The organism is Halosimplex salinum, from assembly GCF_003730195.1.
GTDB classification, from domain to species: Archaea; Halobacteriota; Halobacteria; order Halobacteriales; family Haloarculaceae; genus Halosimplex; species Halosimplex salinum.
Map to the genome: position 1 here is coordinate 611712 of NZ_QWGG01000002.1, position 18771 is coordinate 630482.

Below are 18771 nucleotides of genomic sequence, written 5' to 3' on the forward strand. Positions count from 1 at the left end.
GCGCTACTCATCCCTCGCGCGACTACTGTCGCGCGCATGAAAGCGCGCTCCAGCACGCGCCACCGCGTTCGCTGTCTTCACAGACAGACCGCCGTCGAACAGTCAGTCCGCGATATCCTCGATCCGACCGTCGAGTTCCACGGACAGATCCGATACACCCCGAGCGTAGTCGACGAACGCGCGGTACTGGAGACCGTGCAGTTCTCGGGCGTCCGCGGGGCCGAGCGTCTGGAACTCGTCGGTGTAGACGACGTAGCCGTTCGTGGCCAGTCGCAACTCCCGGTCGGGTTCGAGCGGGGAGCCGTCGAACGACACCTCCGTTTCGCCTGCGTCGGGGTCCCACTGGATCTCGATCCCGGAGAACTGGCCGGTCCAGGCGTGGCCGTCCAGTGTATCGAGGTCCGAGCGGTGGGACTCGGCGACAAGTTGCCGAAGCTCCCGACCGGAGACGGTGGCGACGAAGACGCCGGCCTCGAACGGGGAGACGCCGACCAGGTCGACGACGCGGACGTCCGGGCCGATCGGCGGGCCGCCGCGCAGGCCGCGGGTGTCGACGTGGGCCACGTCGGCGTCGGCGACCCACCGGAGCGCGTCCGTCGCGAAGTTCGCCAGGCGCGCCTCGCCGCGGAGACAGGCCCGCCGGTCGCGCTCGACGGGCGATTCGACCGTCGCGACCACCTTGTCGAGTCCGGTCTCGCGGAGATTCGCGCGCACGCGGTCGGCCATCGTCTCGTCTATCGGCCCGTGGGTCACGTCGTGGCGGGTGGCGGTCGCTTCGCCGTCTTCGGCCACATCGGCCTCGCCGCCGAGGGTCACTTCCCACACCACTTCGCCGTTGGACCCCGGGCGAACGAGGAGCGTTCCGTCGACGCGCTCCCGGAGAACGTCGTGGCAGTGGCCGGCGAGCACGGCGTTCGCGGCCGTCTCGCGGGCGATCTCGCGGACGGTCTCGTCCGACGCGTGTGCGAGCACGACGAGCGAGTCGAGGTCGCGGTCGGCCGCGACGCGCCGGACGGCCGCGACGGGGTCGCCGACGGTGAGCGCGGGTGCGAGATGGATTCCCCGCCCGCTGACGCCGATCACGCCGACGCGGTGGCCGTCGCGTTCGACGACGACCGCTGGGTCGACGCCGGTGACGGGGTCGCCGTCGCGCCCGACGTTGGCGCTGACCCACGTGACCGGCGACTCGGCGACGATTTCGCGGGTGTTGCGGAGGCCGTAGTCGAAGTCGTGGTTCCCGAACGTCTCGATATCGGGTTCGACGCGTTCGAAGAAGGCCAGCGAGTGGTGGCCCCGGGTCTCGATGCCGAGCGCGCCCGGAGCGGTGTCGTCGCCGGTGCCGACGACGAGCGTCCGCTCGTCCCGGCGGTCGTCGATGGTGCCGGCGAGTCGGCCCATTCGCTCCGGCCGGTCGTGCGCGTTCTCGATGTCGGAGTAGTGGAGGAGGCGGGGGACCATCCGCGGCGCTCACTCCGACGAACCCGCGTCGCCCGACTCGTCGAGACGGCGCTCGTACTTCGCGAGCGACTCCGCCAGCGCGGCCTCGGCGTCGATATCCAGCGCGTCCGCGGTCGCCAGCAGCGAGAAGAGGGCGTCGCCGAGTTCGTCTTCGCTGACGGTCAGTTCGTCGGGTGACGCCCCGTACTCGCTCGACTTCGCGGCGTCGGCGGCGATCTCGCCGACCTCGGCGGCCAGGTCGAGCACCCGGTAGGCCGGGTCGGCGTCCATGTCGTTGGCCTCGACGAACGCGGCGACGCGGTCCTGTGCGTCCATGGACTCCGGTTCACCCGAGGGGCCCATAATTCCGCCGCCGGATCGGCCGCCCGTAGCTATATCCCGCGACCGGGCGGATCGGAACCCATGGCCGCACTCGAAGTGGAGGGTCTCACCAAGGACTACGGCGAGGTCCTCGCCAACGACGACGTAACGTTCGCGGTCGAGGAGGGCGAGGTGTTCGGCTACCTCGGTCCCAACGGCGCCGGGAAGACGACGACCATCCGCACGCTGATGGGCTTCCAGTCGCCGACCTCCGGCGGTGCGACCGTGCTCGGGCACGATATCACGGACGAGTCCGACCTGATCGCCGCCAAGCGCCGCATCGGGTACCTGCCCGCACACCCCTCGTTCGACGAGACCGTGACCGGACGGGAGATCCTCGACCTCCACGCCAGTATCAAAGGCGGCGAGCGCCGAGACGAACTCCTCGAGACGTTCGACCCGCCGCTCGACCGGAAAGTCCGCGAGTACTCGACCGGGAACGTCCAGAAACTCGGCCTGGTCCAGGCGTTCATGCACGACCCCGACCTCGTCGTCATGGACGAACCGACCAGCGGCCTCGACCCGCTCATGCAACGGGCGTTCAACGAGTTCGTGGAGGTCGAGCGCGACCGGGGGCTGACGGTGTTCCTCTCCTCGCACGTCCTCAGCGAAGTCCGCCGCGTCTGCGACCGGGTCGGGATCCTCCGTAGCGGTCGCCTCGTGACGACCGAACGGATCGAGGATCTCCTGCACCGCACCGGCAAGTTCGTCCGCGTGCGCGTCGCCGGCGACGTGGGCCCGAGCGCCTTCGACCTCGACGGCGTCCACGACGTCTCCTGTAGCACGACCGACGGCGGCGCTCCCGACGGCGGGACGTCCGAGGGCGGCGCGGCCGACCGTGAGGCGACCACCAGTGAACCGGCCGACGGCGGCGTGGCCGACCGTGAACCGACCGACGGCGGCGCGGCCGACGCCCCACTCGTCGATGGCCCCGTCACCGAGTGCACGTTCACCTTCACCGGCAACGTGAACGACCTGATCGCTCGGCTCGGCGAGCGGACCGTCGTCGACCTCGACGTGGAGGAGGCGCCACTCGAGGAGGTCTTCATGCGGTTCTACGGTGATCACGATGCTTGAGATCGCTCGCTACGAGGGACGCCACCGCGTCCGCGGGGCCGCCGCCGCGACGGCCGCGCTCAGCGCGTTCGCACTCCTCTACATCTTCGTCTACCCCACGTTCGCCGAGAGCATGGGCGGCGATATCGACCAGCTGCTCGAAGCCTACCCCGAGGCGCTCTCGAAGGCGTTCGGCGTCCAGTCGCTGGCGACCATGGAGGGGTACCTCGCCTCCGAACTGTACACCTTCGGCTGGCTCCTGATCGTCGGGATCTACTTCGCGTACGCCGCGGCGTCGCTGATCGCCGCCGACGTGGAACGCGATCGGATGGACATGCTCCTCTCCCTGCCCGTCTCCCGCGCCCGCGTCGTCGTCGAACAGTTCGTCTCGCTGGCCGTCCCGCTGGTCGCACTCTCCGCGGTCGTCCCCGTGGTGGTCGTCCTCGGGACTATCGCCGTCGACTACCCGATCGCCGCGACGGACGTGGTCGCGCTCCACCTCCTCTCGATCCCGTATCTCACCACGTGCGCGGGGATCGGTCTCGTCGCCTCCGTGCTGTTCGACCGCGCGAGCATCGCCCAGCGGAGCGCGGCGGGCGTCATCGCCGGCCTCTTCTTCGCCGAATCGCTCCTGACCGACACGGACTTCGAGGCGGTCGGCGCCGTCTCGCCGACGCGGTACGTCGACCCCAACGCCGTCCTCCGGGAGAGCGAGTACGCCCTCGGCGACGCCGTGGTCCTCGTCTTCGCGACGCTCGCGCTCGTCGGACTCGCCGTGGTACTCTTCCGACGGTCTGATATCGAGTGAAGACGGCGTCGGATCGTCAGCCGAGGTCCGCGCCGACCGCGGCTTCGACGCTGTCGAAACCGTCACGCTCCAGGAGGTCGAGCAGGCCGCGGTTGATCTCACGCGCGATCGACGGGCCGCGGTAGAGGAAGGCGGTGTACAGCTGGACGAGGCTTGCGCCCGCGCGGATCTTCCGGTAGGCGTCCGCCGCGGTGGCGACGCCGCCGACGCCGACCACGGGCACGTCGACGCGCTCGGCGACGAAGCGAGTCATCTCCGTCGCGCGCGCCTCGATGGGCGCGCCGGAGAGCCCGCCGGTCTCGACGCGGTTCGGACTCTGGAGGTCGTCGGGGCGCTCGGTGGAGGTGTTGGTCGCGACCACGCCGTCGAGTCCGAGTTCGGTGACGAGATCGAGCGTGTCCGCGACCGCGGGTTCGGGCAGGTCCGGCGAGAGCTTCACCAGGAGCGGCGCGGCGCCGGCGTCCTGGAGCTCCGTGAAGATCGTCTCCATCGTGTCGCGATTCTGGAGCTCCTCGAACCCCTGGGAGTTCGGGCAGGAGACGTTGACGACGAAGAAATCGCCACCGGCGGCGACTTCCTCGAAGGTGGCGCGGTAGTCCGCCGGTGCGTCCTCCGTGCCGACGTGTTCGGACTTGGCGATGTTGACGCCGACGGGGACCGGGGCGGTCAGTCGGGAGAGGCGCTCGCCGACGACTTCGGCGCCGTCGTTGTTGAGGCCCATGCGGTTGATGACCGCGTCGTCCTCGCGCAGGCGGAACAGCCGCGGGCGGGCGTTGCCCGACTGTGGGACCGCGGTGACGCCGCCGACCTCGACGAACCCGAAGCCCAGCGCGGCCAGTCCGCGGACGGCCTCGGCGTTCTTGTCGAAGCCGGCGGCCACGCCGACGGGGCTGGGGAACGATTGGCCGAGCGCGTCGACGCGCAGTCGGTCGTCGTCGACGGCGTAGTGGCGTGCGAGCGCGCCCTCGAAGGGAGGACGCCCGGCGAACCCGAGCGCGCCGTGGCCGAGACTGTGGGCGGTTTCGGCGGGCAGTGAGAACAACAGTGGTTTGGCGATATCGTATGCGTTCATGAGAGGAGTGTCGCCCCGGGGTGGGGCGGGTCAGAACTCGTGTTCCACGTCGTCCGGGTCGGCCTTCTGGATGATTATCTTGTTGTCGCGGACCCTGACGAACACCTCGTCCCCGATCTCCATCCCGGCGACGGCCAGCTCGTCCTCGTGGATGTTGATGTGGACGTTGTGGTACTCGCCGTCCTCGTCTTTGGCGCCACTCGGGCTGAGCTTCTTCTTTCGCACCATCGCGCTATCCTATTCGGCCCTTCGCCGCAGGATACACTTAAGTCTACCGTGCGCGGCCGCCGGCCGGGTCGCAGACGGCGCTCGATCCGTGCGCGCGAGTTAAATTCCCGGCGCTCTCCCCGGAAATCTGGGCGGTTTCGGACGGATCGCCCGGGTGGTTCGACGGCGAGTTATAAAGGAATCGCCAGCACGCGCCACGATTGGGGGGTATATTTATAATGAATCATGTGCTGGGTTGGCATGGAGCGGTCGAACCAATGGCACCCGACAGTGACAAGCGCAACTTCGCGCTCAGGACGAAGAACGGTGAGGAAGAGAGCGTCTTTTCGGGGAGCACACCTCGACAGGCGGCACTGAAGGCGGCGCGGCGACTCGAACCGGCCAGCAGTGAGGAGGCGGCCGATCGCGAGTCGATCCGGCTCCGGGAGAAGGGCACTCACAAGGTCCACGTCTACGAGGGGTGGTCCTGGAAGGAGTCGCCGCCGGACGTCGACATGAACGAGTGGGACGCGGAGGACCCGTCCGACGTGTGGATGAACCAGGTCGACGAGATCACGAAGGCGAACGTGTCGAAAGAGGGCGTCGAGCACCTAGACGACATTTGAGTCGGTCCGACCCGGAACGTCTCTCCGACTACCCTCTCCGACACCGACCGTCCTGAGCCACGGGTCCGTCGGTGCGGGCGCGTCGCCCGCGTGCGTGACTTACATAGGTCGGGCCCACTCATCGCAAGACGCGTGGCTACCACTCGGCCATACCGAGCGTGAGACGCGCGGGATGACTGGCCGCCCTCCTGCCACGCGACATCACCGTCTCGAGCACCGGCTGGTCTCGGCTTCGTTCACGGGGTCCCGTTCCATGTAATCGCATGACGTGGCGGTCATCGATTCGACGGCCTTAAGTAAAACACCCTCATCGTATCAGATACGAAGCGGCGCGGGGCACACGCCCCCGCCGGGCCGTGGGACGCACTCCACCTCACCGGATCCGCCGGTCGAGTGATGGAGCATTCGTCCCGCTCCCGTCGTGCGGTTCGACGGGACTCGATCCGACGCCCTTAAGTGTAACAGGGCGCTCGGATGGAATGCAAACGCGGCCCGGTCGGGGCCGACGAAACCCGACCGCCGGACTCACTCGAGGTCGAAGGGGTTATGTACCCTTCTCGACCTACGATTAGGTCCGAAGGAAATGAGGATTCCACCCCTGCGGTCCGCCGTCAAGATGGAATCTGATGTTAGCCCTGGTAGTTCGGTGACACCCGGTCTGTGGCCGTGTGTCGCCGGACGCTAGACTAAGATAGCGATATTAGAGATCACACTCATATCTGAGTGTGTTCCCGCCTAACCCCCCTGTTCTGCAGGGGACATTCCGGTTGATCCTGCCGGAGGCCATTGCTATCGGAGTCCGATTTAGCCATGCTAGTCGCACGGGTTCAGACCCGTGGCAGATAGCTCAGTAACACGTGGCCAAACTGCCCTACAGATCGGAATAACCTCGGGAAACTGAGGCTAATGCCGAATAGGGCTCTCAGGCTGGAGTGCCGAGAGCTCGAAACGTTACGGCGCTGTAGGATGTGGCTGCGGCCGATTAGGTAGACGGTGGGGTAACGGCCCACCGTGCCGATAATCGGTACAGGTTGTGAGAGCAAGAGCCTGGAGACGGAATCTGAGACAAGATTCCGGGCCCTACGGGGCGCAGCAGGCGCGAAACCTTTACACTGCACGACAGTGCGATAGGGGGACTCCGAGTGCGAGGGCATATAGCCCTCGCTTTTCTGTACCCTAAGGTGGTACAGGAACAAGTGCTGGGCAAGACCGGTGCCAGCCGCCGCGGTAATACCGGCAGCACGAGTGATGGCCGATTTTATTGGGCCTAAAGCGTCCGTAGCCGGCCGAGCAAGTCCGTTGGGAAATCCACGCGCTCAACGCGTGGGCGTCCAGCGGAAACTGTTCGGCTTGGGGCCAGAGGACTCGAGGGGTACGTCCGGGGTAGGAGTGAAATCCCGTAATCCTGGACGGACCACCGGTGGCGAAAGCGCCTCGAGAAGATGGACCCGACGGTGAGGGACGAAAGCTTGGGTCTCGAACCGGATTAGATACCCGGGTAGTCCAAGCTGTAAACGATGCTCGCTAGGTGTGCCGCAGGCTACGAGCCTGCGCTGCGCCGTAGGGAAGCCGAGAAGCGAGCCGCCTGGGAAGTACGTCCGCAAGGATGAAACTTAAAGGAATTGGCGGGGGAGCACTACAACCGGAGGAGCCTGCGGTTTAATTGGACTCAACGCCGGACATCTCACCAGCACCGACAATGTGCAGTGAAGGTCAGGTTGATGACCTTACTGGAGCCATTGAGAGGAGGTGCATGGCCGCCGTCAGCTCGTACCGTGAGGCATCCTGTTAAGTCAGGCAACGAGCGAGACCCGCGTCCTTAATTGCCAGCAGCACCCTTGTGGTGGCTGGGTACATTAGGGAGACCGCCACGGCTAACGTGGAGGAAGGAACGGGCAACGGTAGGTCAGCATGCCCCGAATGTGCTGGGCAACACGCGGGCTACAATGGCCTGGACAGTGGGTTACAACACCGAGAGGTGACGTTAATCCCCTAAACCGGGTCGTAGTTCGGATTGAGGGCTGAAACTCGCCCTCATGAAGCTGGATTCGGTAGTAATCGCGTGTCAGAAGCGCGCGGTGAATACGTCCCTGCTCCTTGCACACACCGCCCGTCAAATCACCCGAGTGGGGTCCGGATGAGGCCTGGATACCCAGGTCGAATCTGGGCTCCGCAAGGGGGATTAAGTCGTAACAAGGTAGCCGTAGAGGAATCTGTGGCTGGATCACCTCCTACTGACCGGGATCGGGGCGACGCCCCGACCCACTTACCTAGCGTCCGTCGGCCGTTCGCAGTCCGGGCACCTATGAACTACCAGGGCTAACACGGGCCCATAGCTCAGCGGCAGAGCGCCGCCTTTGCAAGGCGGAGGCCCTGGGTTCAAATCCCAGTGGGTCCATGTCACGTACGGCGATTCGAACCGTGTCCCTTAAGTGGGTCACTGCGTTCGAGTCTAAGTACGAAGACCGGTGCACCATCCCGTGTGAACGCGGATGGGAAGGGTCGATGCACGCGCCACCTCACCCGTGGGTGTGCAAATGAGACTGTGTGTACGTGCGATCCAGGCGTCCACTGGACTCGTTCATCGAGTCCAACGTGACGTAGGAGATCCATCCGATGGATCTCCACACACTCGGAGGTCCTCACTGGACCTCCACTTTGAAGGTCCCTCACCGGACCTTCTCCACTAACGTGGCTGCTATGCCACCTGGTGAATAGCTCGGCTCGAGAGCTGATGAAGGACGTGCCAAGCTGCGATAAGCCTGAGGGAGCTGCATGGAAGCGAAGAACTCAGGATGTCCGAATGGGAATCCCCACCGCAATTGCTTCGCGCAATGGGGAACGCCGGGAATTGAAACATCTTAGTACCGGTCGGAAAAGAAATCAAACGAGATGTCGTCAGTAACCGCGAGTGAACGCGATATAGCCCAAACTGAAGGCTTCGGCCGATGTGGTGTATTGGGCCGGCTTGCATCGTCGGAACTGTTTCGTGAAGTCTCCTGGAATGGAGCGCGATACAGGGTGAAAGCCCCGTAACGAGACACAGTAAGGCGTGTGCCGGTTCCGGAGTATCGGGGGTTGGAATTCCCTCGTGAATACGGCAGGCATCTACTGCCAAGGCTAAATACTCCTCGAGACCGATAGCGAACAAGTAGCGCGAGCGAACGCTGAAAAGTACCCTCAGAAGGGAGGCGAAATAGGGCTTGAAATCAGGTGGCGATGGAGCGACGGGGCATGAAAGGTCCTGTGACAAACGACAGAGGCGCGAGCCTCCAGTAGGACTCACAGGAAGCCGATGTTCCGTCGTACGTTTTGAAAAACGAACCAGGGAGTGTGCCAGTTTGACGAGTCTAACCCGTTCATCGGGGAAGGCGTAGGGAAACCGACATGGCCGCAGTGCTTTGCACCAGGGCCGCCGTGTTCAAGCGCGGGGAGTCAAACGGGCACGACCCGAATCCGGACGATCTACGCGTGGGCAAGACGAAGCGTGCCGAAAGGCACGTGGAGGTCTGCTAGGGTTGGTGTTTTACAACACCCTCCCGTGACTTACGTGTAGGGGTGAAAGGCCCATCGAGTCCGGCAACAGCTGGTTCCGACCGACAAATGTCGAAGCATTACCTCTGCTGAGGTAGTTCGTGGGGTAGAGAGACTGATTGATGTGACCGCCCTCGAGAGAGGTCGGCACGTCTGTCAAACTCCGAACCTACGAACGCCGTTGATGCAGGGAATCCGGTGCGCGGGGTAAGCCTGTGTACCGTGAGGGAGACAACCCAGAGTCGGGTTAAGGTCCCCAAGTGTGGACTAAGTGCGATCGAAGGTGGTCTCAAGCCCTAGACAGCCGGGAGGTGAGCTTAGAAGCAGCTACCCTCCAAGAAAAGCGTAACAGCTTACCGGCCGAGGTTTGAGGCGCCCAAAATGATCGGGGCTCAAGTCCACCACCGATACCTGACCACGCCCGTAACACGGCGATTGCGTAGGTCGGCGTTCTGATTGGGTGGAAGCACGGCCGAGAGTTCGTGTGGACCGATTAGAAACGAAAATCCTGGTCATAGTAGCAGCGAAAGTCGGGTTGGAATCCTGACGGCCAAAAGGGCAAGGGTTCCTCAGCACTGTTCGTCAGCTGAGGGTTAGCCGGTCCTAAGATCTATCGTAACTCGCGTAGATCGAAATGGGAAGCAGGTTAATATTCCTGCGCCACCGTTCACTCAAAGTCGACGCCCTGGGGTATACCGAGCTGGGCCTTCGCCCAGTCGAACTGTCCAACTCCGTGGAAGCCGTAATGGCACGAAGCGGACGAACGGCAGGATAGTGAAAATCGGTTCAACCTGGGGCCCGTGAAAAGACGAGAACGGTGTCCGTACCGAGCACCGACACAGGTGCCCATGGCGGAGAAAGCCTAGGCCTGTCGGGATCAACCGGCGTTAGGGAATTCGGCAATCTAGTCCCGTAAGTTCGCGATAAGGGATGCCTGCCTCGGGAAGAGGCAGGTCTCAGTGACTCGGAGGCTCCGACTGTCTAGTAACAACACAGGTGACCGCAAATCCGCAAGGACTCGTACGGTCACTGAATCCTGCCCAGTGCGGGTATCTGAACACTCAGTACAATGAGACGAAGGACCCGTTAACGGCGGGGGTAACTATGACCCTCTTAAGGTAGCGTAGTACCTTGTCGCTTCAGTAGCGACTCGCATGAATGGATTAACGAGAGCCTCGCTGTCCCAACGCTGGGCCCGGTGAACTGTACGTTCCAGTGCGGAGTCTGGAGACCCCCAAGGGGAAGCGAAGACCCTATGGAGCTTTACTGCAGGCTGTCGCTGGGACATGGTCGCTACTGTGCAGGGTAGGTAGGAGACGTTACACAGGTGCGTGCGCTAGCACGTCGCCGAGTCACACATGAAACACTACCCGGTAGTGACTGTGACCCTCACTCCTGGCGGAGGACACCGATAGCCGGGCAGTTTGACTGGGGCGGTACGCGCTTGAAAAGATATCGAGCGCGCCCCAAGTCCATCTCAGCCGTGTCGGAAACGCGGCGAAGAGTGCAAAAGCAAAAGATGGACTGACAGTGATCTTCCCAACGAGGATCGCTGACGTGAAAGCGTGGTTTAGCGAACCCATTTGCCCGCTCGATGCGGGCAATGGCTGACAGAAAAGCTACCCTAGGGATAACAGAGTCGTCACTCGCAAGAGTACATATCGACCGAGTGGCTTGCTACCTCGATGTCGGTTCCCTCCATCCTGCCCGTGCAGAAGCGGGCAAGGGTGAGGTTGTTCGCCTATTAAAGGAGGTCGTGAGCTGGGTTTAGACCGTCGCGAGACAGGTCGGCTGCTATCTATTGGGGGTGTCATTGGTATCTGACGGGAACGTCCGTATAGTACGAGAGGAACTACGGATGGACGCCACTGGTGTACCGGTTGTCCGAGAGGGCAGTTGCCGGGCAGCTACGCGTCACGGGGTAACGGCTGAACGCATCTAAGCCGGAAACCCACCTGGAAAAGAGATACCGCCGAGGTCTCTCGTAGAAGACGAGTTCGATAGACTCGGGGTGTACGCACCGAGGCAACGAGGTGTTTAGCCCGCGAGAACTAACAGACCGAAGCCACCAATCATACCTACCGCATTGTGACTCGCAGAACGAGTCCAGGCGCAATCTGGATCGCACGTATACACGGTTTCATAGACCGACCGATAACTGGTGTTCCGAACGTACCGTTCGGACGCGGTTCGATTCCGCGGATCGGCGTTAGGGCGGCCATAGCGGCGGGGTTTACACCCGTACCCATCCCGAACACGGAAGTTAAGCCCGCCTGCGTTTCGGCGAGTACTGGAGTACGAGAGTCTCTGGGAAACCTGATTCGCCGCCTCCACTCATTCCCGGCCACATTCGGCCGGACACACTACCCTCGACGAGCCACAGCGCTCGTCGGGGGGTTTCGTCATTTTGTACGAAGAGCGACAGCCACGCGGTCGCTACCGTCGCGGACAGGTCGCGAATCCGATGGGCTTAAGCGACACAGGTGGATAGTTTCAGACGCGCCAAGGTGGCAGAGTCCGGCCGAACGCAGCGGCCTGCAGAGCCGCCCATCGCCGGTTCAAATCCGGCCCTTGGCTCTCACACGTTACCCTAAAGCCCAAGACGACCTTGTCTTGGGCCTACCTGCTTTTCCACAGTCACATCTATAGATGCTGATAGAAACAACAGATGCCGAGAGGATTCGATTGGATCTACTGAATGGTTCTTGTTCCTCCCTCTCGGTTCTCTATCTGGATCCAGGCATTACGGATAGAGGTTTTCCTCCATCTCTTCGAAGACGCCCTGCAACCGCTCGGGCATATCCTCGGTGTCGTATACCCCTTCGTTTGCCAACTCCAGGAGATGGACGGCTTCGTCGTCCGTGAGATTCTGAAGATTCAACTCCTCCACCGTCTGTTCGCGCGCTTCTATAGTACTCATGGGTCGATCGCGTCGGATCGCCCCATAAAAATGGAACCAGAACATAAAGTTCCCCTCTGGAGGGACAGCAGGTGGGTGGTTGGACTGGAGTCGGTTGGAGAAAAACGGAACCCCCGGGATCGCCGAGAGTACACTGAGGAATGATCGTCGAAACATGCCGTCGACAAAGTGACTTACCTCCTAAAACTTACCTCCGCTTAGAGTGCTTACGAGAAGTCGAAGAAACCGACCCGAACGAAGAGGTGCGTCACGCGGCGTCGGTCGCAATCGGCGAAATTGAAAGTCGATAGTAGACGCGTCAGGAGAATCTGATCTACTCCTCGAATCCGGGGCCAACGGTGAACGAGTCTGGTGCACAGGGCAATTGGTTGTGTTGACACCATTGACAGTGCTCGCCCGCAGTGTACCGACTGAACGAGAACTCAGCAATGCGGTTCATCGACGTCGTCACGTCATCTCTGACTGCTTCCAGGTCACTATCGCTGAATGTTCGGGATTCGACTTTTGGACCGATGTCTCCGACATAGGCGTATCCCGCACGTGCTACAGGCTCATCGTACAGGTCACGGCACGCTAACTGGTAGATCGGGAGTTGTTTGTCGTCCTGAAGGTCGCGGTGGCGTTCGGTCGCCTTGTAGTCGATGACGACCAGTTCGTCGTCAGGCGTCCGGTAGACGGCGTCAATGTAGCCGACGAGTTCGTGCCCATCGATATTTAGTTCGAACTCTCGCTCTGCGTCGATGATCTCGTAATTGGGGAGATCTAACTCGAAGTACCGGTCGATGCATTGTTTTGCCGCCGGGAGCGCGTCCTCAGCGCGGCGCTGACTGGCGAGTCGCTCGCAGATCTCGTACCACTCTTCACGGCGTTTCACGTCTTGCTTCGCGGCTTGCTCTGCAGTATCGTGGAACAGCAACCCGATCTGACGTTGTGACACCCCTTCCCCGGTATCATTCGTCGTTTCTTGATAGTCGGGGAACGCGTTGACAACGTAGTCGAGGTAGTGGCTCCGCGGGCATTCCTCGTAGGCTGCCAGCGACGTGTAGCTGTGCGAGAGCGACGGTGACGGTGTCGATGGGCCGGTTAGCGACCTAACCTGGAGTGTCTCCCGCCCGGCTCTCGGTGAGAGATTTCCGTTGAGGGTGGCTGTTGCGAGGGCTAGCACGCGGTCGCGCGCCGCATCGACCGCGAGTTCTTCTCCGTCGTGATTGACGGTACCGCCGATGTGCTCGACAGTCTCGCTTGCCAGCGTGTCGGTCCAGTCTACCGCTTCATCCGGGAGACACTCTTGGATGTCGGTCCAGAGGGGGAGTTTCCCGCGCTCTGGCTGCCACGGAATGCTGGGGGGTAGGATTTCGTCAACGGCCCTCGAAACCGGGTGTACACTCGTCGAATCGTCGTCGTCCTCGCTGCCGCCCTGAAGAACGAGGATGTCTTCGGCGCGTGTGATCCCGACGTGGAACACGCGACGGGTTTCACGGGCGTCACGCTCGACGAAGTCCTCGGCGAACGCCGCCTCTGCGCCGTCCGAGAGGCTGGTTTCGAGCGCGTCGTAGGTGCGTGAGCTCGGTGCCCACTCGTCGGCCGTGACTTGCGGGATGAGAACGACCGGGAAGTCCAGGCCCTTGCTCTTGTGGATGGTCATCACGTTGACCGCGTCGTCGGCGACATCCGGCTGACTCGTCGGTGTCGACCCGCTCTCGTCGAACAGGGAGTCATAGTGTTCGAGCGAGTCGATGAACTCCGGCGTGAGCGGTGGTTGGACAGCACTGTCCCCGTACTGTTCGATGATGTCTTCGAGTTGCGCGAGATCGCGGCGCTCCTGTTCGCTGAGGTACCACTCGACGTTCGTGATGTCCGTGAGTTCGCGGTACAGGTGGCTGAGCGACGCCGAATCTCGGATATCGAGGAGTTCCGTGACGTGTTCGCGGGCCTCTGCGACGCGGTCGGGCTCCTCGAACTCTTCGAGCGGCGTCTCGCGGAGTGTGTCTACGAGCAGCTCGTCGCCTGCATTGAGTGTGCGGAGATCCGCATCGCAGAGCCGGTACCGCATTAGGAGGACGCGGTTCCAGCTCACCTCGTCTTCGGGGCGTGCAAGCGCTTTCAGGTAGGCGGTCACGGTGCCGACGCCGACTGATTCCGTGGCCAAATCGCCGGCAACCTGGTACGGGATGCCGGCGTCCTCGAATTCCTCGATGACTGGCGTCGCGTGGTCGTTCTTCCGGACGAGTAGCGCGATGTCACCTGGGTCGTACGCCTTATCGAGGTTCCCTGCTGCCCCGCTTAGCAAATTTTGGACGACGGTGCGAAGTTGGATAGCACCGTCTGCATCGTCCTCGTCCGGGAGTTCGACGGTAGCGACAGTATCTCCGTCGTACGCGGGTTCGTCGACGCGTTTCAGTGTCTTGTGTCGTTCGCGGTGGTCAAGTTTCTGAATCGCCTCGTTCGCCAGGTCGAGAATCGGCTGCCGGGAGCGGAAGTTCTCCTCTAATGGTTCATCTTCGAGCGCGGCGAACGCGCGGTCGAGTTCATCGGTGATGTTGGCGACGTGTGCGCCGCGCCACTCGTAAATCGCCTGATCGTCGTCGCCGACGACGAACAGGTTGTCGTCGGTGACGAGTGACGTGACGAGGTCGAACTGGAGGCGGTCGGTGTCCTGAAACTCGTCACAGAACACGTAGTCCCACCGCTCAGCGATTTCCTCGCCGACCGGCGACTCCATCAGTGCGGCCGTCTCCACGACAAGACCGTCAAAGTCGATGAGGTTCCGTTCGTCGAGTTCACGCTCGTACGCTGCGTACCCCGCCGTCAGGTCACGGGCCGTGAGACAGTCCGAGAGGAACGAGTCGAGATGATCTGTGAGTTCGAGGTCCAGATCTTCCGGGATGCCTGTCGGCGCACCACTCGCGTATCCACCGAGCAGGTATTTCGGGAGCTTGTACGCGTTGTCCGGCAACTCCTGGCCACCTGCCTCGTGAGCTTCGAATGCCGTTTCCAGCTCGTCGCAAAGATCCACGAGGCGGTCGAGGAAGTCGCGTGCGCTGGCTTCGATACCGTCCGTCCCGAGCGCGTCGCGTTCAGCGACGAGGTCGGCTCGCGCGTCTGGGAGCGAGTCAAGGACGCTCGACACGGACCGGCCGCCTAGATGGTCGCTGGCAATAGCCTCGACGCGCTCCGAGAGGTCAGCGACTTCGTAGACGCGGTCAGCAGGCCCGAGGAAGGCGTCGATTTCGTCGGGCGTGATGCCGCTGCGCTTCATCGACCCGATGAAGTTGAGCAGCTTCGACGCGGCCCCTGACGCGTACCCGTCGCTCCCGTATACGTTGGGTTTCACAGACCGGTACTCGATGTCGTCCAGGACGTCCAGCACGATGGCGTACTTCTCGGCGTCCGTGGCGACCTCGAAGTCCGGATCGATCCCGGCTTCGTACGCGTAGTCGGTGAGTATCTCGTTACAGATCGAGTGGTACGTGTACGCGTCGATGTCGTACCCGGCCGTGCCGAGTTTCGCATTGAGCTTCTCCCGCATCGAGTCCGCGGCATTGTTCGTGAACGTCAACGCGAGAATCCGGTCCGGGGACACGTCCTCCTCATCGATGAGGTACTCGATCTTCCGCACCATCGTGAACGTCTTCCCCGTCCCCGCACCGGCGAGCACACGCATCGGGTACGCATTGGAGTCGATGATCGCTCGCTGTTGAGGCTCTGGAGACACGTCCTCCTCCGGAACCGGGAACCAGGACGGGTAGTCATCACCGTCGTCGCTCATCGTCGCACCTCCGTCGACAGGCGATCCGCACACATCTCGCGATAGTCACAGTCCGGGCACGCCTCCTCGTTGAGGAGATTGAACGGTTCTGGCTCGTGGGCTCCGTTCGTGATCCCGTCGTGCGCGGCGCGAATGAGCCCCCAGATCGTCTCGTAGTGGTCTTGGTAGATCTCCGTCGTCTCCCGTGGCCACCCGCGTGCAGACACGTCGTATCCAGACGGTGTGCTCTCGAACGACGTTTTGTTGAGGAGGCCGTAGAAACTGAACCTGACCTCCATCCCGTCCTCGTAGAACGGTTCGTTCTTCACGCCCTCGATGTACGTCGCCGTCTGGAACGCGTTCCGCACACGCTTCGGCTCGTGCGCCTCCCCGTCGAGGTGGTCGCCAATGTACTCGGCTGTCCCGTCAGAGAGCATCCCATGTGTTTTCCGCTTGTAATCGACGATGTGGAGGCCCTCGTCCGTCCGGATGACGTTGTCTGCTTTCCCGTGAAGCCCTCGCCCATCTACTTCACATTCTACCCAGCACTCGGTTGTGATTGAGCGACGGGCGTGGTCGATGCCGACCCCGCTGTCAGGATCGAAGAACGACTCGATGGCGGCCAGGTTCTCAGCGCGCTGGTACTCCCGATGTGCTCGTGATTCGTAGTCGTCCGCGCTGCTGTGTTCGTCCCACTTCGCAGCGAAAATCCGCATCGCCCGGTCGTGAATCACCTCCGGGGGATCGTCGCGGTCGGTCTCATCACATGTGTCTTCGATAGTCTCGTGGTAAATCGTTCCTTGGTTGAGGTAGAGTTCAGTCCTGTCCGGCGCGTTCACGTCCTGTACGTACCGGTAATCGTACAGTCGTGGACACGTCGCGTAGTTCGCCAGCCGCGACGGTGAAAGCGACTCCTGGCTCATCGCCGCACCTCTCCGTTAGCGAACTCGACACGTGCACGCAACGCCTTCCGGAGTTCCTCACCCCGCGCCCCGCTCTTATCGAGCAGATCCTGAACCTCCCCGAGTTCCGCTTCCAGGTCGTCGAGCGACACCGTCACGTCTCGGCTGTTGGCGCGGCGCACCTCCGCGAGGGCGTCGTCGACGCGCGACAACAGGAAGTCCTCCGCTGCTTGCTCGCTCGTGATATGTGGGTCGTCAGCTTCGGTGACCCACGACAGGCGGTTATACACTTCTGTGAGGAACCGTGACGCCTGCGCACGCTCTTCCAACGCGGTGTCCTCGTACTCGTAGAGACAACAGTACAGGTGCTCGTCCGCAGCGCCAGCCCCAACCGCCAGGCGTCGCCGTGCGTGCTCGGTGTGGTACCGCGCGAACGGCCGACTCGACGCCGTGGACGTCGTCGGAAATGTCGCATCCACGTCCGGCTCGTGGAGTTCCGTGACACCGGGGTAGTCCGGCATCGATGCGACCCGCTCGGTCGGGAACAACCGCGTCAGGAACGGGTCGCCTGGATACTCGCCATCGACGAGATTCACGAGAAAGACCGCGCGGAAGGACTCGTTCTTGATCGCTTGCAAGTGGTCGACGCGGACACCGTCGTCAAGGTCCGTCGCACTGGTCTGGTTTTGTTGTGGTGCGTACTCGTGAGCGCGTTCGAGCATATCCTCGAAGGACTCCCACGTCGCATCCACGAACTCGGTCTCTTCGAGGAACTCAGCCATTCGGAACGCCCGCCGCACGTTCCCGAACTGCGCCCGTGCATCTAACGGAGTCGAGCGCTCTGCAATTCGCTCTTTCAATCCCGAGTCTGTTGCCCACCAGCGGACCGCATCTTCGAGGCTGTAAATATCGCTGACACGGTCTAAGCGCTCTGTATCGAGTTCCGGGCCACGGTCGGGTACCTCATCCTCCTCATCTGCGGCAAGATGTCGAACGACAGCGAGGAGTTCTCGAATCGCGGGGTCGTCACCGAACCCAGTGACGGTCGTCGATTCCGCCGGAATTCCGGTTCGTTCGAGCACTTCGATGGTGTCCGTAACAGTACTCCCACTTTGCTTCGTAGCAACAGCGATATTACCGTAATTCCAGTTTGGCTGCGCGACGAGTTCTTCGATCTCGTTGGCAACCTCGGCGAGTTGCTCGTCACTGGAGTCTGTAGCAAGGATCGAGACCGACCCTGCTTCCGGGTCTACCGGAACCGTTTCTTCGGCGAAATACGCTGCTGTGGCAGCCGGTCGCGTCGACGGTGCCTCCGATGCCCCGCAACGAGACTCGCTGAACGAGACATAATCCGTGACTGGCCCAGACTCGACCCACGTACGGCGCACACTCGCGTTCTCTTCGGCGATACAGACGAGGTCGCAGTCGCCTGCGAGCGCGTCGAGATACGCGCGGTCAAGTGGGAAGAACTCCTCAAACTCGACTGCGAGCACCGCCTCGAAATCGACGACATCATCGCGGGCATCCCCTGAAAGGACATCGAGCGCTTCCGAGATGAGTTGCCCGCGTTCCATGTGGTCGTGCTCGGCCAGCCACTCGTGGAATGCGTCGAGCGCAGCCGTGATATCGCGGAGTTCCGGGGTTTCCTCGGGCGTAATCGTCTGCCAGGAGAGCGTACCCATCACGGCGTCCACGTCCTTGATGAACGACGGCTGGTCAGACGCCCGCTGGAGGTACTCCGTTTCCCACTCGTAGTCTGCGAGGAATCGGTGAAGGAGCTCTCGCCGTAGCGCGTCGGAGAGAATGACACGGTCATCGGTTTGATTGAGAACATCGGTCGCGTGCACCACGAGCGACGTCACGTACGGCGTTGCCGCACCAGGCAACTCCGTACCCAAGGCTCCCCGGAACGTGTCCGTACTCGTCGGTGCACCCGTGACGACGAGCACATCCTCAGAATCGTGCTCGTCGAGGAGCGTCCGGTATTCGTCCCGCGCTGTTCGTTCGACGTTTTCGCCCCCGAACGGTGCCGTGACTAACGTCCCGTCGAATTGCCGGTGAGATGCGTGGTCAGACATGG

11 protein-coding genes, 2 tRNA genes and 3 rRNA genes are annotated in these 18771 nt (G+C 62.4%); 8 read left to right on the top strand and 8 right to left on the bottom strand.

Annotated features, from left to right (window positions below; translation table 11 throughout):
* Window positions 1-102: 102 nt before the first annotated feature.
* On the bottom strand, window positions 103-1458 hold the full coding sequence (locus D1409_RS08200) for a bifunctional metallophosphatase/5'-nucleotidase (RefSeq protein ID WP_123535897.1): 1356 nt from the start codon (window positions 1456-1458) through the stop codon (window positions 103-105).
* 9 nt (window positions 1459-1467) lie between these two features.
* Window positions 1468-1773, bottom strand: a complete 306-nt coding sequence (locus tag D1409_RS08205) for a MazG nucleotide pyrophosphohydrolase domain-containing protein (protein ID WP_123535900.1) — start codon at window positions 1771-1773, stop codon at window positions 1468-1470.
* Between the two features lie 87 nt (window positions 1774-1860).
* On the opposite strand from D1409_RS08205, the gene D1409_RS08210 reads away from it, so the two are divergent.
* Window positions 1861-2895 carry an ABC transporter ATP-binding protein gene (locus tag D1409_RS08210; protein WP_123535901.1) on the top strand — a complete coding sequence of 345 codons (1035 nt, stop codon included), beginning with the start codon at window positions 1861-1863 and terminating at the stop codon, window positions 2893-2895.
* A complete protein-coding gene (locus D1409_RS08215; protein ID WP_123535903.1) occupies window positions 2888-3682 on the top strand; it encodes an ABC transporter permease subunit in 795 nt (264 codons plus the stop codon). Before D1409_RS08210 ends, D1409_RS08215 begins: the two co-directional genes overlap by 8 nt.
* A 16-nt stretch (window positions 3683-3698) precedes the next feature.
* On the opposite strand, the gene D1409_RS08220 is transcribed toward D1409_RS08215, so the two are convergent.
* Both D1409_RS08220 and D1409_RS08225 read right to left on the bottom strand, forming a co-directional pair.
* The gene (locus D1409_RS08220; RefSeq protein ID WP_123535905.1) at window positions 3699-4754 is read right to left on the bottom strand and encodes a quinone-dependent dihydroorotate dehydrogenase; all 1056 of its coding nucleotides are present in this window, start codon (window positions 4752-4754) and stop codon (window positions 3699-3701) included.
* Window positions 4755-4784: 30 nt separating this feature from the next.
* Window positions 4785-4982 carry a hypothetical protein gene (locus D1409_RS08225; RefSeq protein ID WP_006882158.1) on the bottom strand — a complete coding sequence of 66 codons (198 nt, stop codon included), beginning with the start codon at window positions 4980-4982 and terminating at the stop codon, window positions 4785-4787.
* A 257-nt stretch (window positions 4983-5239) separates the two neighbouring features.
* Between D1409_RS08225 and D1409_RS08230 the strand changes: the two genes are divergently transcribed.
* The 6 genes from D1409_RS08230 to D1409_RS08255 all read left to right on the top strand — a co-directional run bounded on the left by D1409_RS08230 (window position 5240) and on the right by D1409_RS08255 (window position 11698).
* Complete coding sequence (locus tag D1409_RS08230) at window positions 5240-5587, top strand: non-histone chromosomal MC1 family protein (protein ID WP_123535907.1); 348 nt, start codon at window positions 5240-5242, stop codon at window positions 5585-5587.
* A gap of 760 nt (window positions 5588-6347) precedes the next feature.
* Window positions 6348-7820, top strand: a 16S ribosomal RNA gene (locus D1409_RS08235).
* Window positions 7821-7913: 93 nt separating this feature from the next.
* Window positions 7914-7985: transfer RNA gene (locus D1409_RS08240), tRNA-Ala, on the top strand.
* Window positions 7986-8273: 288 nt separating this feature from the next.
* Window positions 8274-11195, top strand: a 23S ribosomal RNA gene (locus D1409_RS08245).
* 136 nt (window positions 11196-11331) lie between these two features.
* Window positions 11332-11454 (top strand): 5S ribosomal RNA (gene rrf / locus D1409_RS08250).
* Together the 16S, 23S and 5S rRNA genes with 2 tRNA genes alongside form the textbook arrangement of a ribosomal RNA operon.
* Window positions 11455-11622: 168 nt before the next feature.
* A tRNA-Cys gene (locus D1409_RS08255) sits at window positions 11623-11698 on the top strand.
* Between the two features lie 166 nt (window positions 11699-11864).
* Here D1409_RS08255 and D1409_RS24400 read toward each other — a convergent pair.
* The 4 genes from D1409_RS24400 to D1409_RS08270 all read right to left on the bottom strand — a co-directional run bounded on the left by D1409_RS24400 (window position 11865) and on the right by D1409_RS08270 (window position 18769).
* The gene (locus D1409_RS24400; RefSeq protein WP_164471607.1) at window positions 11865-12041 is read right to left on the bottom strand and encodes a hypothetical protein; all 177 of its coding nucleotides are present in this window, start codon (window positions 12039-12041) and stop codon (window positions 11865-11867) included.
* Between the two features lie 313 nt (window positions 12042-12354).
* Window positions 12355-15810 carry an ATP-dependent helicase gene (locus D1409_RS08260; protein ID WP_123535909.1) on the bottom strand — a complete coding sequence of 1152 codons (3456 nt, stop codon included), beginning with the start codon at window positions 15808-15810 and terminating at the stop codon, window positions 12355-12357.
* Window positions 15807-16712 (bottom strand): RecB family exonuclease, encoded by a 906-nt coding sequence (locus D1409_RS08265; protein ID WP_123535911.1) that lies wholly within the window; start codon window positions 16710-16712, stop codon window positions 15807-15809. Before D1409_RS08265 ends, D1409_RS08260 begins: the two co-directional genes overlap by 4 nt.
* Window positions 16709-18769 (bottom strand): PD-(D/E)XK nuclease family protein, encoded by a 2061-nt coding sequence (locus D1409_RS08270; protein ID WP_123535913.1) that lies wholly within the window; start codon window positions 18767-18769, stop codon window positions 16709-16711. Before D1409_RS08270 ends, D1409_RS08265 begins: the two co-directional genes overlap by 4 nt.
* Window positions 18770-18771: the final 2 nt, after the last annotated feature.

Coding starts and splice junctions, on each gene's coding strand:
- D1409_RS08210 (WP_123535901.1), top strand. CDS start 1,861: ATGGCCGCACTCGAAGTGGAGGGTCTCACCAAGGACTACGGCGAGGTC.
- D1409_RS08225 (WP_006882158.1), bottom strand. CDS start 4,982: ATGGTGCGAAAGAAGAAGCTCAGCCCGAGTGGCGCCAAAGACGAGGAC.
- D1409_RS08220 (WP_123535905.1), bottom strand. CDS start 4,754: ATGAACGCATACGATATCGCCAAACCACTGTTGTTCTCACTGCCCGCC.
- D1409_RS08270 (WP_123535913.1), bottom strand. CDS start 18,769: ATGTCTGACCACGCATCTCACCGGCAATTCGACGGGACGTTAGTCACG.
- D1409_RS08200 (WP_123535897.1), bottom strand. CDS start 1,458: ATGGTCCCCCGCCTCCTCCACTACTCCGACATCGAGAACGCGCACGAC.
- D1409_RS08205 (WP_123535900.1), bottom strand. CDS start 1,773: ATGGACGCACAGGACCGCGTCGCCGCGTTCGTCGAGGCCAACGACATG.
- D1409_RS08265 (WP_123535911.1), bottom strand. CDS start 16,712: ATGAGCCAGGAGTCGCTTTCACCGTCGCGGCTGGCGAACTACGCGACG.
- D1409_RS08215 (WP_123535903.1), top strand. CDS start 2,888: ATGCTTGAGATCGCTCGCTACGAGGGACGCCACCGCGTCCGCGGGGCC.
- D1409_RS08230 (WP_123535907.1), top strand. CDS start 5,240: ATGGCACCCGACAGTGACAAGCGCAACTTCGCGCTCAGGACGAAGAAC.
- D1409_RS08260 (WP_123535909.1), bottom strand. CDS start 15,810: ATGAGCGACGACGGTGATGACTACCCGTCCTGGTTCCCGGTTCCGGAG.
- D1409_RS24400 (WP_164471607.1), bottom strand. CDS start 12,041: ATGAGTACTATAGAAGCGCGCGAACAGACGGTGGAGGAGTTGAATCTT.